This is a genomic window from Rufibacter roseolus, from assembly GCF_017916365.1.
GTDB classification, from domain to species: domain Bacteria; phylum Bacteroidota; class Bacteroidia; order Cytophagales; family Hymenobacteraceae; genus Nibribacter; species Nibribacter roseolus.
Genome location: NZ_JAFMSU010000003.1, coordinates 1,261,692 through 1,277,144, shown reverse-complemented (window position 1 = coordinate 1,277,144; position 15,453 = coordinate 1,261,692). Strand labels below are relative to the sequence as shown.

Sequence of the window (15,453 nt, the reverse complement as noted above, 5' to 3'; positions counted from 1 at the left end):
TTTCTGACTTGGGGGTAAACTAATCAAAGCGCCAGAAATGTTCCGAGGGAGAGAGTCAATGTTAGCCAATCAATCAAATTCATCTGCCATCTGAAATGGATGCACAATTCTGGTTTTTCTATGCAGTGTTAGCCGCCCGGTACCTGGTTATTGCGGGATTGGCTTTTGTGTTGTTCTATATTTTCTTACCTAAGAAATTCGCAGGCCGTAAGATACAGGCCTTATTTCCCCGCCGCAAAGACTACGCGCGCGAAGTGGGGTATTCGTTCTTTACTTTTCTGGTGTTTGCGCTATATGGGGTGTTGCTGTCTTCAAAGTACGTCCTGCCGCACACGCAGATCTATACCAATATTTCCGCGTATGGCTGGGCTTATTTTGCCTTGAGCGTGGTGCTGGCGCTGGTGATCCATGATACCTACTTCTACTGGACCCACCGGCTCATGCACCATCCCCGCCTGTTTAAGCTGTTCCATCTAACGCACCATAAATCGGTGAACCCCTCGCCATGGGCGGCTTTCTCGTTTAGTCCGCTGGAGGCAGTGGTGGAAGGCGGGATCATCTTTGTGGTGGCTTTGCTCATTTCCATCCATCCGCTGGCCATTGCCCTGTTTCTGCTCCTGATGACCGTGTACAACGTGTATGGTCACCTGGGCTATGAGATTTACCCCGCTTGGCTAGTGGACAGCCCGGTGGGCAAATGGCTGAACACCTCCACCAACCATAACATGCACCACAAGTTCTTCAAGGGCAACTACGGGCTCTACTTCCGGTTCTGGGACGAATGGCTGGGCACCACCCATGCGAAATACAAAGAAACCCTGTCCAAGCTGGTGAGCTCAGGCAAACTGCAGTAATTCAGACGGCCGGTTTTACGTCATGAGCCAGTTCTCCTCTGGTAAATAGAAAAAGCGCCTCGCTAGTCAGACTCGCGAGGCGCTTTTTTATGCTTTTTTACGAAATCAGCTTCTAAACAGAAGCTGCTTTTTAGGGCTGTGGTCAGGTGCTTACTTGGCTGGTTTCACTCCCTCTGAGGTCATGACCACTCGTTTCAGGGAGCCGTCTTTGTTGTAGTTCAGGTAATCAATGCAGACGGAGCGCCGGAAACTGCCACCCCCCGGCTGGATGCCACCGTTGTGATAAATGAAGTAGCTTTTGCCTTTGAAGTCTATGATGGCCTGGTGGTTGGTATTGGAGTTACCCGCCAGTTCGTTCAGTATGCCTTTGTACTCCCAGGGGCCTTCAATGCTTTTGCTCGTGGCGTAGGCGGTTTTCTCGGGGAACTGGTAGGCGTAGGACAGGTAATACAGGCCATTTTTCTTGTGCACCCAGGGCGCTTCGGTGAAGTGCGGGAGCTTGATGGTTTTAATAGGGCCGTCCAACTCGGTCATGTTCTTCTTGAGCTTGGCGTAATGCAGGGTGGTGTTGCCCCAGAAAATGTAGGCCTGGCCATTGTCATCAATAAACACCGCCGGGTCAATGTCATCCCAGCCAATCTTGATGTCGGTGGTCATGTCATTGGTGATGAGGGCAGAGCCGCGGGCATCCTTGAATGGTCCGATAGGGCTGTCTGAAACGGCTACTCCGATGGCTTTCCCGGGAATGGTGGCGTGCTCCACGGTGGAGAACCAGTAGAATTTACCGTCCCGCTCCACTACGTGCGAGGCCCAGGCTTCGCCTTTGGCCCAGTTGAAGTCTTTGGCCCGCAACGGCACCTTGTGCTCGGTCCAGGTCACCATATCCGGGGAGGAGAAAACAAGCCAATCGTTCATGAAATACCCCTCGCGCTGGGCCTCATCAAAACCGGCGTACAGGTACACCTTGTCTTTGTACACCAGGGCCGCCGGATCTGCGGTGTATTTGTGGGTAATAATGGGGTTGCTGGTAGCTTTGAAAGTGGTATCTGAGCCTGCAAGAGTTGAAGCCGAGGCCGCACCTGTAAAGCAGCCCATGAGCGCCGCCGCAACAGTGGCTTTGCCAAGTGTTGTAACTATATTTTTCATGCTTATTGAGGAGTGGGTGAACAGATAGTCAGGTGCCCGATGCGTTTCGGGCCTTCTTTCTAGAAAACAGGTCACAAGTGGAAACTTGGGTAATTTGTTTGGGGGTTATTTTTAGAAAATCAGGCTTAAAACAGAAATTGGATACCTGATGGCTGATCTTGGGAAACTCAAAAGAAAAAGCGTGGCCAGAGCGCATAATCTTGCTACTGACCACGCTTTGGAAAGATTACTTCATCTCCAGCACCACCACCGAGAATGGCGGAAGCTCTACCTGCAAGGTTTTGCCTTTCAGCTTGGCGCCTTTGAAGGCAGTTGGTTTGATCAGGTCTGGTTTGGCAAAGGTGTTATGGTCCTGCAGGTTTTTGGAGGCCAGCAAGCGGCCGGAAACGGACTTGTAGGTGGCTCCGTCAATATCAATGGAAATTTCCTGCTTCTTTTTAGGGTCAATGTTCACCAGAGACACGTGGGTAACGCCGTTCTTGTCACGGGAGGCCGATCCGTTCACCGCAGTCAGTTTCTGGTCACCCAGGGTGTAGTCAGTGCTTTTCACCGTGAGGGGCAGGTAAGTGGCATCCTGGTGCACGTTGTACATCTCCATCACGTGGTAAGTAGGCGTCAGGATCATTTTCTCCTCATCGGTGAGGATTACGGCCTGCAGCACGTTGATGGCCTGCGCTAGGTTGGCCATACGCACGCGGTCAGAGTGGTTGTTGAAGATGTTGAGGGTAGAACCCGCGATCATGGCATCACGCATGGTGTTCTGCTGGTACAGGAAGCCTGGGTTGGTACCTGGTTCCACTTCGTACCAACCACCCCACTCGTCTACTACCAGGGCTACTTTTTTCTCTGGGTCATACTTGTCCATGATGGCAGAGTGCTTCTGGATAAGCTCGTCCATGAACAGCGCCTGTTTCATGGTGGTGAAGTACTGCTGCTCATTAAAATTCACGGCCGGGCCTTTCTTGTCCCAGTTGATCACCGAGTAGTGGTGCAGGGCCACGCCCTCAATGAGGTTTTTAGGGATTACCTTCATCAACGTCTCGGTCCAGTTGTAGTCAGCCGAGTTAGCGCCGGAGGCAATGCGGGTCAGGCCGCCGGAGTTGTTCCAGTCAGATACGAAGGTGGCGTACTTGCGGTACTCGTTGGCATAGTACTCAGCGGTCATGTTGCCGCCGCAGCCCCAGGCCTCGTTCCCGATTCCCCAGTACTTCACTTTCCAGGGTTGCTCACGGCCGTTCTTCTTGCGCAGGGCAGACATAGGGCTTACGCCTCCAAAGTTCACGTACTGTACCCAGTCGGCCAGTTCCTGCACGGCGCCGCTGCCCATGTTGCCGGCCAGGTAAGGCTCGGTGCCCAGCAGTTCGCACATATTCAGGAAGTCGTGCGTTCCGAAGCTGTTGTTCTCGGTTACGCCTCCCCACCAGGTATTCACAATGGTAGGGCGTTGGTCTTTGGGCCCGATGCCGTCTTTCCAGTGGTAGGTATCGGCGAAGCAGCCGCCTGGCCAGCGCAGGTTAGGAATCTTCAGTTTCTTCAGGGCATCCACCACATCGTTCCGCACCCCGGCGGTGTTAGGGATTTTGGTGTTGTTTTCGCCCACATAAAACCCGCCGTAGATGCATCGGCCCAGGTGCTCGGCAAAATGCCCATAGATGTGGCGGCTTATGGTTCTGTCTGGCTTGGCAGGAACGGTAAGAGTGGCCGTGTTTTGTCCGTAAGAGCCTAAGGAGCTCAGCAGGAGAAGAAAACTCAGGATTGCGTACTTCATACTTTAGGGCTGTTTTGGTAGGGGTTCTCTGTTAAATTTTAAAGCTAGCTGATTTTTATTCGTAAAATTTGCAATAAATATAAGTGTATTTATTACATTTATACAACCATTTTTTTAAGTTTGAATCCACAAACTTAACCCATGGCCGAAAAAGTTGGCGCCGGGTGCTAAAAACTAAGGATAGAGATTGTCCAGACCCGCCATAAAGAATTGGGTTGGCGCAACAGGAACAGCAGTTAGGAGCGGTTACCTACTCCTGGTAAACCACAGGGTTCTGCAAAGTATAAATTTCAGCCATATATATAATGTGTAGGTGCCAGAAGCCTGGAATGAGATAGTTGGAGCTAGCGGAGAGAGCAGGGTTGCTATGCGGCGGAAAAATATGGGAGGCATAAGCCCTTGCAGAAATGGTCTCAACAATGCCTTCCATATAGAAAAGTGCTTTAATTGTCAAAATGGCACTTTAAAAAATAATTTATCTCTTTTTGTTGTTAAAAATATAAACCAAGGCTACTTTTATGGAAATTTAATAAATGTCAAAACAACATTTAACATCTGAAACTTACCTCTGTTAGAGTCCCGCGAGTCTGATTTGTTTCACAATCCCTACCCATTTTCATAATCCTATGCAGCAAAGATTACTTAGTAAGAAAGGTTGGATGCTGGTCCTCTTTCTAATATATGGTTCAATAATAAGTGCAGTGGCGCAAGGCCTTGCCATTAAAGGAAAAGTGACGGATGCCAGTGGAGCCGGTTTACCAGGTGCTTCCGTTGTGCTGAAAGGTACCACCACGGCCACCTCTACAGACGTAGACGGTAATTTTACCTTAACAGCGCCCAGCCCTAGCGGAACCCTGGTGGTTTCTTATATCGGATACCTGTCTAAAGAAGTCGCTTTCAACAACCAGACCTCTATTAATGTTGTGCTGGAGACAGACGCCAAGGCCATTGATGAAGTAGTAGTGGTGGGTTACGGTACCCAACGCAGATCAGACATCACCGGATCGGTGGCGGTGGTAAACGTAGCCGATATGAAGAAAGTTTCTACCAATGATGTAGGGTCCATGCTTCAGGGCCGCGTTTCAGGGGTAAGTGTGAATACCGATGGTCAGCCAGGGGCGTTTCCGCAGGTAAGAATCAGAGGGATAGGTACTTTCGGGAACTCAGACCCCTTGTACGTGATAGACGGAGTGCCTATCAGCGGGGTGCCGCGCGATTTTAACCCTAATGATATTGAGTCTATGCAGGTGTTGAAAGATGCTTCTGCCGGGGCTATCTACGGTTCCCGGGCCGCTAACGGGGTAGTGATCATTACCACCAGACAAGGTAGAAAAGAGACCCCGCTGCAGATTGAATACAACGGGTATTACGGAATAGATGAGGTTTGGCAGAAAATGCCGGTAACCAACCGCGCCAACTACCAGACTTTGAACAACGAGTCCCGCCTAAGATCAGGCACCAAGCCGCTTGCGCCGGCCAACGACCCTGAGAATCCTAGATACGTGAACAACATTGATACCGACTGGCAGGAAGAAGGCCTGAAGACCGGAAACCGTCAGAACCATAACATCAACCTTTCAGGGGGCGGTACCAGCAGCACGTACAACATCTCCCTTGATTATTTTGGCAACGAGGGTACTTACAAAGGCAACGGCCCATCTTATGAGCGTTATACCGCCCGTGTGAACTCATCGGTGGAGAAAGGCATCTTCAAATTCGGGCAGTCTCTGTTTTATGCCCGTTCTCATGAAAACGGCCTTGTAACAGGAGACGGGGTACTGGCCGGTGGCCGCCCGCCTTTGATCAATGACCTGGTGATTGCCATCCCTACCATGCCCGTGTATGACCCTACCAAAGAAGGTGGTTTTGGCGGAACCCTGCAGGAAAGAGAAGATGCGATCTCTCTCAACGGGATTGGATACAACAGCCTCATCAACAGCACTACAGATGTAGACCGCATCTTTGGTAGCGGTTACGGTGAGCTGCAGTTGCTGAAAAGAACCAACCATAGCCTTAAGTATAGACTGAACCTGAGCTATGACGTGGTAACAGCGCGTGACAAGACTTTCATCCCAACCTTCAATCTGGGATATTTCTTTCCTAACGCCATCGCCCGCTTAAATGACAACTCAAGAAGATACGAGACCTCTCTGATTGAGAACACCCTGAACTACGAGGCTACCTTTGGCAAAAGCTCCCTGGCGGTGCTGGTAGGTCAGATGTTCCAGAGAGAGAAAGGTATTTTCAGACAAGGATACGCCGAGGGGTTCACCAAACCGTATTTCCCTGTCCTGAACAATGGTGCTACCAGTACTTCTTCCGGAACCGAGGATGCCCACGTACTGGCCTCTTTCCTGGGAAGGGTGAACTACAGCTTTGATGACAGATACCTGTTAACGGCCACACTCAGAAGAGACGGGTCGTCCCGCTTCTCTCCGGTGAACAGATACGGTTACTTCCCTTCTCTGGCCCTGGGCTGGAAAATCTCTAATGAGGAGTTTTTTACCGTGCCGAAATCCATTGTGTCTGACCTGAAATTCAGAGCCAGCTGGGGTAAGTTAGGTAACGAGAACATTGGTAACTACCTCTACTCGCCCGCTATCAACTCCAACGTGGTGTACACTTTCAACAACGGCGAAAGGGTGTTAGGTGGCTTGCAAACGAACGTGGTGTCTGAGACCATCAAGTGGGAAGAGAAAACCACCTCTAACGTAGGTTTTGACGCCGTCTTGTTCGATGGTATGATTGACCTGTCTGCTGAATACTATTACAGCAAGAGCGAGGACGTTCTGGTGAACATTCCAATCCCGGCCTCAGTAGGGTCTGTGAACTCCAGCCCGGTGGTAAACGGCGGAACCTTGAAAAACACCGGGTTTGAAGTAACAGCCGGTTACAACAAAACCATCGGCGACTTCACCTTTGGGGTATCAGGGAACTTCACTACCCTGAAGAACGAAGTACTGGATCTGGGAACCAACGTGAAGTCAAGACTGGGTGTTGGGTCCATCACTGAGCTAGGCGGTGAGGTTGGCCGTCATTACGGCTGGGTTGTAGACGGTATCTTCCAGTCACAGGAAGAGATTGACCAGCACGCCTTCCAGAAACCAGGCACCGCTCCGGGTGACCTTATCTTCAGAGACATAAGCGGTCCCGAAGGTACCCCAGACGGCGTGATCGATACTTATGACCGTACTTACCTGGGCAGCGGTATTCCTAAATACACCTACGGCTTGAACCTCAACGCCTCTTACAAAGGCTTCGATTTCACCATCTTCGCCTCCGGAAAAGGTGGTTACCTTATCAACAGCCGTCTGTACAGAACCCTCATGCACACCGGTGGCGATGACAACTGGCACGAGGATATCCTGGACCGGTGGACCTCCACCAACACCGACACAGACATCCCACGTTTGATCTGGACCGACCCTAACGAGAACGGCAGAGATTCTAACAGAGAAGGCTGGTTGCAAAGCGGAACCCACCTGCGCATCAACACGGTGTCTCTGGGTTACAACTTCAAAGAAGGCCTGGTCAAAGGAATAAACAAGGCACGGGTGTATGTAACCGCCCAAAATCTTTACACTTTCCAGAAATACAAAGGATACAATCCTGATTTCACCGCTGGCGTGTTTGAGCCTGGTTTTGATAACGGTTCTTTTCCTAAACCAAGAACCGTGATGTTGGGAGTACAGGTTGGTTTCTAACCTGTTAGTTGAGAATTAGACAAACATAAAAGATGTTTAAGATGAAAAAGATCGCATATTATGTAATCGCAATGCTGTTTTTGAGTAGCTGCGATGATGAATTAGATATCACCAACCCTAACCAGGAAACAGCGGCCACCTACTGGACCACCGAGGCGCAGGCCTTTGCCGGGGTAACCGCGGTATACAACGCCTTAACTACCGACGGAACCTACCAGAGAACTTTTCCCAGCTTCAGTGACAGCCGGGGAGACGATATGTATGGCGACAGCCCGGCGGTGTACCTGGAGCTGGGTGGTCAGTTTACACTGCCTACCAACGCCGGGGAAACCCAGTGGATCTGGAGAGACCATTACATGGTTATTTTCCGGGCCAACCAGGTGATTCAAAACGTAGGCAAGATGGGCACTGACATCATCAGTGAAGAAGCCAAACAGCGGATCATTGGCCAGGCCTACTTCCTGCGCGGATTGGCTTATTACAACCTGGCCATCACTTATAAGCAGGTTCCGGTAATCACCACCCCGCCGGCAGACCAGAATGATTACTACCCAGCCACAGCCACCGAAGAAGAGCTTTGGAACCAGGTATTCAGTGATCTGAAAAACGCGGAGGGGTCACTGCCTGTCAACTATGACGCAGTAGTTGGTCCGGACAGAGGGCAGAAAGGCCGTGCCACCAAAGGAGCCGCTACTGGTCTGCTGGGCAAAGCCTACCTCTACCGCAAAATGTACACCGAGGCCGAGGCGCAGTTTGCCAAGTTCTTCACCGGTCCTTTGCAAGGGGTTTATTCTTTGGTGCCTAACTACAGAGACAACTTCACAACCACCAACGAGAACAATGCTGAGTCTTTGTTTGAGGTGCAGTTCAGCGCCACCGGAGGTTCGGTAGGAAACTGGACCGGAGAGCCAACCGCCAACTGGAGGCAGTTCAACGCGCTGCCGGTAGCCTACGGCATGCAGGGGAAAGCCTGGTCAGATTACCAGCCTACCCAATGGATCTACAATGAGTACAGACAGGAAAGAACCACTGACAACCAAGTAGACCCAAGACTGCCCGCCACCATTCTGTACTACAACCCGGCCGAAGGCAATACCACCGCTTACGGCGTGGCCTGGCCAGACAATATCCGCGACCAGATCTATCCAAGAAAATACACCATGGAAGGCCAGGGCGTGCCGTTTGAGACCCCAGAAACGGGTGGTAATAACTATCGAGTGTTGCGCTACGCCGATATCCTGTTGATGTACGCCGAAACGCTGAACGAATTGAACCGCACAGCCGAGGCTTACCCTTACATCCAGCAGGTGAGATCAAGAGCCAAGCTTCCAGATCTGGCCACCGTGAAGCCTAACATGAGCAAAGAGCAGATGCGCGACCAGATTGCCCACGAGCGGGCCCTGGAGTTTGCCATTGAAGGTCAGCGAATCCATGACATCATCCGTTGGGGTTGGTTGTATGATCCGGCCAAACTGGCCATGTTGAAAGAGCATGACAGTGACTTCAACACTTGGACCCCGGGCAACGAGTACCTGCCTATTCCGCAGTCTGAGTTGGATAACAACGCGAACCTGCTTCCAAATTCTGCTAATAAATAAATTAATTCCGCCGCCGCAGGGGCTTTGCAAAAGAAGCTCCTGCGGCAGCGGATTGAAGCTTGGTTGAAAAAAAACAGTTTAAAAACTGGTATTATGATGAACATCTTCAGAAGAGTTTTAACCTTTACGCTGCTGTCAGCGACCCTGCTCACCTCCTGCCAAGAGGATGATGAGCCATTGACAGAAATAGACCCGGAGATTTTCGCGCCCAAGCCGTTCAGTCTTGATGCGCTCAATGATACTTATCCGCAGCTGGCCTCCAACGCCTTCGCGCTGCAGTGGGGCCCCTATAACCTCCATGATCCTTCTATTGTGAAGGACGGGGATTGGTATTACTGCTACAGCACGGATGTGGCTTACGGCGGAACCGCCCGGGTAGGAATCATGGTGCGCCGGTCCAGAGACCTGGTAGACTGGCAGTACGTGGGCTGGGCCGTGAATAGCCTGCCTGCTTTGGGCGCGCAGCACATCACCTCTAACGGAGGTACCCCGGTACAGGGTCTTTGGGCTCCTTACATCATGAAAGTAGGCAGCGAGTTCAGGCTTTATTATTCCCTGGCGGCTACCCAGGGCCGGGTGAGCGCCATCGGGTTGCTGACCTCCAGCTCTCCTGAAGGGCCCTGGACCGAGAAAGGCCTGGTGGTCACCTCGGTGAACGAAGGCCCCGGAACCAATGCCATCGACCCATCGGTGGTAGTGACCCCGGCAGGGCAGCACTGGATGGTGTACGGATCTTCCTGGGACGGTCTGTTTGAGTTGCAGCTGAATCCTGCCACTGGTCTGCCCCTGAACTCTGGTGACAAAGGAGCCCGCATTGCCAGGAGAGGAAACACCGGCGGCCAGCCCAACGGTAACCTGGAAGGCGCCGAGATTGTCTACAATGCGCAAACCAATATGTACTACCTGTTTGCCTCCTATGACTGGCTTTCCACGAAGTACAACGTGCGGGTATTCCGGTCTTCCAGCCCCAACGGTCCTTTCCTGGACTGGAATGGCGTGGACGTGGATAACCTTGCTGACAATGGCCCGATGATCTTATCCCCTTACAAATTCCAAAACCATGGCGGCTGGCAAGGAGTGGCACACCCATCGGTGTTCCAGAGCACCGGTAAGTTTTTCATGGCACACCAGGGCAGACCAGGCGTGAACCCCGGCTTTATGGTGATGCACGTGCGTGAGATTTTCTGGACCCCGGAAGGATGGCCCATGGTTTCTCCCGAGCGTTTCGCCAACGTGGAGCAGACCCCAATCACTACTGAGCAACTGGCCGGCGAATACGAGCAGATCGTGCTTACCCAAACCGTGGTGCCTGGTTTTGGGAACGAGCAAACTGATCCTAACTTCTCTGTGGCTTTCAACACCACCTTAATGGCCAACGGAACCATCAACGGTGATCCTAACAATACCTGGGTCTATGATGCGCCGTGGCTGACTTTAAGATGGGCCGGCGGCATGTTCCTTGATAAAATGCACGTGTCCAGGGAACGGGACTGGGAGAATAAGAAACCATCCACCATCGTGATGACCGGTCTTAACGGCGGTGGCTTGGCGATCTGGATGAAAAAGAAACAATAGTCAAAACAGGGAATTGCCCAGAGACACAAAGAAGAAAAACTTCTGGATGGTGTCTCTGGGCAAACCCCGTTTTAGCCGTATTTTAGAAAAAAGAGGGCTAAAACAACTTGTAAGATTAAGCAGGCCAAGTGGCCCGAGATTAAAAAAACGAGTTCTGATGATTTCAAAGGCGTTAAAAGTTCTGGTATTGGCTCTGGTTCCGGCGGTGACGTTTGCCCAGGCTGGTAAACTGCAAAGCTTCCCATTGTCTTCTGTGCGGCTGCTGGAAAGTCCTTTCCGGCAAGCGCAACAGACCGATCTGGCGTATATGCTGTCTCTGAACCCAGACCGTTTATTGGCCCCTTTTCAAAAAGAGGCCGGAATCCAGCCCAAGGCACAGAACTACGGCAACTGGGAAAACACTGGCTTAGACGGGCACATCGGGGGGCACTACCTGTCGGCGCTGGCGCTCATGTACGCGGCCACCGGAAACCAGGAAGTCTTGCAGCGCCTCAACTACATGGTAGATGCGCTGGAGGCCTGCCAACAAAAAAGCGGTGATGGTTACCTGGGCGGCACGCCCGGCGGCAGGCAGATGTGGCAGGACATCAAGGCCGGCAAGATAGAGGCCGGCAGTTTCTCCCTGAACAAGAAATGGGTTCCTCTTTACAACATCCATAAAACCTATTCGGGGCTGCGGGATGCTTACCTGTTTGCCGGAAACGAGAAGGCGAAGCAAATGCTCATCAAGCTTTCTGATTGGGCAGTGGACCTGACCGCCAACCTCTCCGATGCTCAGATTCAGGATATGCTGCGCAGCGAGCACGGCGGCATGAACGAGGTCTTCGCGGATGTGGCGGAAATCACCGGTGATGCCAAATATCTGACGCTGGCCAAGCGGTTCTCCCAGACCTCGGTGCTCAATCCTTTGCTGCAGGGCAAGGATGCCTTGAACGGCATGCACGCCAATACCCAGATCCCAAAGGTGATAGGTTACCAACGGGTGGCGGAACTCACTAAGGACCAGACCTGGAGCAACGCGGCGGCTTTCTTCTGGAAAACGGTGGTGGATAACCGCACGGTGTCCATTGGCGGCAACAGCGTGAGCGAGCACTTCCATCCGGCCAACAATTTCACGTCCATGCTGGAAAGCAAGGAGGGGCCCGAGACCTGTAATACCTACAACATGCTCAAACTCACGAAGCAGTTGTACCTGTCCAGCGCCTCGGCAGATTACCTCAATTACTATGAGCGGGCCATGTACAACCACATCCTCTCTTCGCAGCACCCCGAGAAAGGCGGTTTTGTGTATTTCACCTCCATGCGGCCGCGGCACTATCGCGTGTACTCCCAGCCCCAGGAAGATTTCTGGTGCTGTGTGGGTTCGGGGTTAGAAAACCACGGCAAGTACGGCGAGTTGGTGTACGCCCATTCAGACAAAGACCTGTACGTGAACCTGTTTCTGCCCTCCACCCTGGACTGGCAGGAGAAAGGCCTGACCGTAACGCAGAATACCAAATTCCCTTTTGAGGAAACCTCGGCTATAAGCCTGAAATTGAAAAAAGCGCAGAAATTCACCCTCTACATCCGTCAGCCAAAATGGGTGCAGCAAGGCAAGTTCACTGTGCAGGTAAACGGCAAAGAGGTAGAAACCACCGCGGCCAATGGCTACATGGGCATCAATCGGAAATGGAAATCAGGGGACGTAGTGACCGTGTCATTGCCCATGACTACCAAAGCCGAGTCCCTGCCCGATGGCTCGCCCTGGGTTTCTTTTGTGCGGGGCCCTATTGTGCTGGCCGCCGTAACGGATTCCACTGATCTCACCGGCCTCCTAGCCGATGGAAGCCGGATGGGGCACGTCGCCAACGGGCCGCTCTATTCTTTGGACGAGGCGCCGGTGCTGGTGTCAACCAGTAAAGACGTGGTGAGTGGCCTGCAGCCGGTGGCCGGCAAGCCGTTTACCTTTACAGCCTCGGGTTTGATCCAGCCGCAGAAATACAAGGGGGTGCAGCTCGTGCCTTTTTACCAGATCCACGATGCGCGCTACATGGTTTACTGGCCCGTGACTACGCCCGAAGGCCTGGAGGCGAGAAATGCCGCTCTCAAGGAAATGGAAAAAGCGAAACTGGCCTTGGAAGCTCAGACGGTGGACCAGGTAGCGCCCGGTGAACAGCAACCAGAATCGGACCACGGTTTTGCGGGTGAGAAGACCGAGACCGGCGTGCACAGAGACCGGCACTGGCGGCTGGCCCGCGGCTGGTTCAGCTATAACCTCAAAAACAAAGGGCAAGGCCCCCGCAAACTGCGCCTCACTTACTTCGGTGCTGACCGCGACCGGAACTTCACCATCTCCGTGAACGGCACCGTGCTGCAGACCGTGCGACAGGACGGCAGTCTGGGAGATAAATTCGTGGAGGTAGACTATGAGATACCCGCGGCGGTGCTGGCAAAAGCGAAAGACAACACTCTGAAACTTACCTTCACGGCACTGGAGAACTCCTCCACGGCGGGCATCTATTACGTGCGCCTCCTGAAATAGAAAAGCAAACGGCCGGCCTACCAATCCGGTTTTGAGATAACCATTTGTAGTACCTGATTTTTTGTAGAACCCATGACACACAAACCCTTTTCCTTTGCTGCGTTGGTTGCAGGATGCCTCCTGTCCTGGAACGTATCTGGGCAGACGGCTGCCTCCACCAAGACCTTTACGGTAAAAGCAGATAAAATCTACGGCGAGATTGCCCCCACCATGTACGGCGTCTTCTTTGAAGACATCAACCTGGGCGCCGATGGCGGTATCTACGCCGAACTGGTGAAAAACCGCTCTTTTGAGTTCGATACGCCTATGATGGGCTGGGTAGAGCAGAAGCAGAACAATGAGCAGGGCAGCCTGCTGGTGATCAACCAATCCAGCGTGACCAGTAGCCCCAACCGCCGGTACCTGCGCCTCACCTCCAAAGTAGACGCGGGCTACGGCTTGCTCAACGAGGGCTTCCGCGGCATGGGCATCAAGAAAGGCGAGCAGTACAACTTCTCTGTGTTAGCGCGTCAAGGAGCCGGTAGTAACCTGCCACTGGTGGTGGAACTGGTCACCGTTAAAGGGGAGAAGCTGGGTTCGGCTACTTTTACCCCGTCCGGCCAAGAATGGAAAAAGTACGAGGTAAGCCTCACCGCCAATGCAACTGACCCCAAAGCCCGCCTGCGGGTGCTGGCCCAGGGCAAAGGCGTGGTGGATTTGGACATGATTTCCCTGTTCCCTAAAAACACCTGGAAGCAGCGCCCCAACGGCCTGCGCGCCGATATGGTACAGTTGCTCGCCGATATGAAACCCGGCTTCCTGCGTTTCCCGGGCGGCTGTATTGTGGAGGGCCGTACCCTGGATGAGCGTTTCCAGTGGAAGAAAACCATTGGCGACGTGGCCAACCGGGCTACCCTGGTGAACCGCTGGAACACCGAATTCAAGCATCGTCATACCCCAGATTACTTCCAGACCTTCGGGTTGGGCTTCTTTGAGTACTTCCAGTTAGCCGAGGACATTGGGGCCGCGCCGCTTCCTATCCTGAACTGTGGCATGGCTTGCCAGTTCAACACCGGTGAGGTAGTGCCGCTGGACCAATTGGACCCGTACATCCAGGATGCGTTGGACCTGGTGGAGTTTGCGAATGGTCCGGTTACTTCTGAGTGGGGTAAAATAAGGGCAGAGATGGGCCACCCTGCACCGTTCAACCTCAAGTATCTGGGCGTGGGCAACGAGCAGTGGGGCGAACAGTACGTGGAGCGTTACAAGATTTTCGAGAAAGCGCTACGCAGCAAATACCCAGACCTGAAACTGATCACTACCACCGGTCCTTTCCCCGATGGCCCTGAGTTCGATTACCTGAACAAAACCATGCGCAGCCTCAATGCCGATATCATTGATGAGCACTACTACCGTGCGCCTGAGTGGTTCCAGGAGAATGCCACCCGCTATGACAACTATGACCGCAAAGGACCAAAGATCTTCGCCGGTGAATATGCCGCCCAGACGGTAGCCATCGCCAGCCCTGAGAACAAGAACAACTGGAAAGGCGCCCTTTCTGAGGCCGCTTTCATGACCGGTCTGGAGCGCAACGCCGACGTAGTGGCCATGGCTTCTTACGCGCCTTTGTTCGCCCACGAGGAAGGCTGGCAGTGGACCCCAGACATGATCTGGGTTAACAACCTGCAGTCTTACGGCACGCCTAACTACTACGTGCAGAAACTGTTCTCCACCAACGTGGGAACGCACCTGGTGCCGATCGAGCGTAACAATACCAAGGTGACCGGACAGGATAACCTGTTCGCCTCGGCCAGCATTAACCAGAAAACCAATGAGCTGATCCTGAAAGTGGTGAACACCTCAGGCAAGGCACAGGACGGCGAGTTTGTGCTGGAAGGCGTGAAGAGCGTGCAAGGCAAAGGCACCCTGCAGAAAATGAGAAGCAACAACCTGGAGCAGATGAACTCCTTCAAAGAACCCATGGCGTTGACCCCGGTGCAGCAGTCTATCTCGGTGAAGAACAACCGCGTGAAACTGTCTTTGGAGCCTTATTCTGTGAACGTTATCAAGGTGAAGGCTTCTTCCTTGGGTTCTGTGGTGTCTAAGTACGCAGCCAACCCAGGAAAATAATCAGGGATAGTAAGGGGTAGGTCGTTTCGGGGTTGTTTTTACAGAAACAGCCCCAAAACGTTTCCTGCTTTTCCCTCAGGAGGAAAGTTTGCCCAGGAAGAATATGTTGGTTTGTGGGGTAGTTCTTTCCTGTTTGTCGGTTTGAATAAAATTGCCGGGTTGCTCCGTTCAGGCGCGC

8 protein-coding genes are annotated in these 15,453 nt (G+C 52.7%); 6 read left to right on the top strand and 2 right to left on the bottom strand.

Annotation, left to right across the window (positions count from 1 at the left end):
• Positions 1–95: 95 nt before the first annotated feature.
• Positions 96–854 carry a sterol desaturase family protein gene (locus tag J3P35_RS21130; protein WP_210466699.1) on the top strand — a complete coding sequence of 253 codons (759 nt, stop codon included), beginning with the start codon at positions 96–98 and terminating at the stop codon, positions 852–854.
• A 150-nt stretch (positions 855–1,004) separates the two neighbouring features.
• On the opposite strand, the gene J3P35_RS21125 is transcribed toward J3P35_RS21130, so the two are convergent.
• Both J3P35_RS21125 and J3P35_RS21120 read right to left on the bottom strand, forming a co-directional pair.
• Positions 1,005–2,000, bottom strand: a complete 996-nt coding sequence (locus J3P35_RS21125) for a glycoside hydrolase family 43 protein (protein ID WP_246850401.1) — start codon at positions 1,998–2,000, stop codon at positions 1,005–1,007.
• 226 nt (positions 2,001–2,226) lie between these two features.
• Complete coding sequence (locus J3P35_RS21120; protein ID WP_210466698.1) at positions 2,227–3,768, bottom strand: alpha-N-arabinofuranosidase; 1,542 nt, start codon at positions 3,766–3,768, stop codon at positions 2,227–2,229.
• Positions 3,769–4,394: 626 nt separating this feature from the next.
• On the opposite strand from J3P35_RS21120, the gene J3P35_RS21115 reads away from it, so the two are divergent.
• From J3P35_RS21115 to J3P35_RS21095, 5 genes are all read left to right on the top strand, one after another.
• The gene (locus tag J3P35_RS21115) at positions 4,395–7,472 is read left to right on the top strand and encodes a SusC/RagA family TonB-linked outer membrane protein (protein WP_210466697.1); all 3,078 of its coding nucleotides are present in this window, start codon (positions 4,395–4,397) and stop codon (positions 7,470–7,472) included.
• 41 nt (positions 7,473–7,513) lie between these two features.
• Positions 7,514–9,070, top strand: coding sequence for a RagB/SusD family nutrient uptake outer membrane protein (locus tag J3P35_RS21110; protein ID WP_210466696.1), 1,557 nt, complete (start codon positions 7,514–7,516; stop codon positions 9,068–9,070).
• Positions 9,071–9,163: 93 nt separating this feature from the next.
• Positions 9,164–10,645, top strand: coding sequence for an arabinan endo-1,5-alpha-L-arabinosidase (locus J3P35_RS21105; RefSeq protein ID WP_210466695.1), 1,482 nt, complete (start codon positions 9,164–9,166; stop codon positions 10,643–10,645).
• A 157-nt stretch (positions 10,646–10,802) separates the two neighbouring features.
• Positions 10,803–13,166 (top strand): glycoside hydrolase family 127 protein, encoded by a 2,364-nt coding sequence (locus tag J3P35_RS21100; protein ID WP_210466694.1) that lies wholly within the window; start codon positions 10,803–10,805, stop codon positions 13,164–13,166.
• Between the two features lie 72 nt (positions 13,167–13,238).
• Positions 13,239–15,275, top strand: a complete 2,037-nt coding sequence (locus J3P35_RS21095) for an alpha-L-arabinofuranosidase C-terminal domain-containing protein (protein WP_210466693.1) — start codon at positions 13,239–13,241, stop codon at positions 15,273–15,275.
• The last annotated feature ends 178 nt before the right edge of the window (positions 15,276–15,453 follow it).

Coding starts and splice junctions, on each gene's coding strand:
- J3P35_RS21130 (WP_210466699.1), top strand. CDS start 96: ATGGATGCACAATTCTGGTTTTTCTATGCAGTGTTAGCCGCCCGGTAC.
- J3P35_RS21110 (WP_210466696.1), top strand. CDS start 7,514: ATGAAAAAGATCGCATATTATGTAATCGCAATGCTGTTTTTGAGTAGC.
- J3P35_RS21100 (WP_210466694.1), top strand. CDS start 10,803: ATGATTTCAAAGGCGTTAAAAGTTCTGGTATTGGCTCTGGTTCCGGCG.
- J3P35_RS21125 (WP_246850401.1), bottom strand. CDS start 2,000: ATGAAAAATATAGTTACAACACTTGGCAAAGCCACTGTTGCGGCGGCG.
- J3P35_RS21115 (WP_210466697.1), top strand. CDS start 4,395: ATGCAGCAAAGATTACTTAGTAAGAAAGGTTGGATGCTGGTCCTCTTT.
- J3P35_RS21120 (WP_210466698.1), bottom strand. CDS start 3,768: ATGAAGTACGCAATCCTGAGTTTTCTTCTCCTGCTGAGCTCCTTAGGC.
- J3P35_RS21105 (WP_210466695.1), top strand. CDS start 9,164: ATGATGAACATCTTCAGAAGAGTTTTAACCTTTACGCTGCTGTCAGCG.
- J3P35_RS21095 (WP_210466693.1), top strand. CDS start 13,239: ATGACACACAAACCCTTTTCCTTTGCTGCGTTGGTTGCAGGATGCCTC.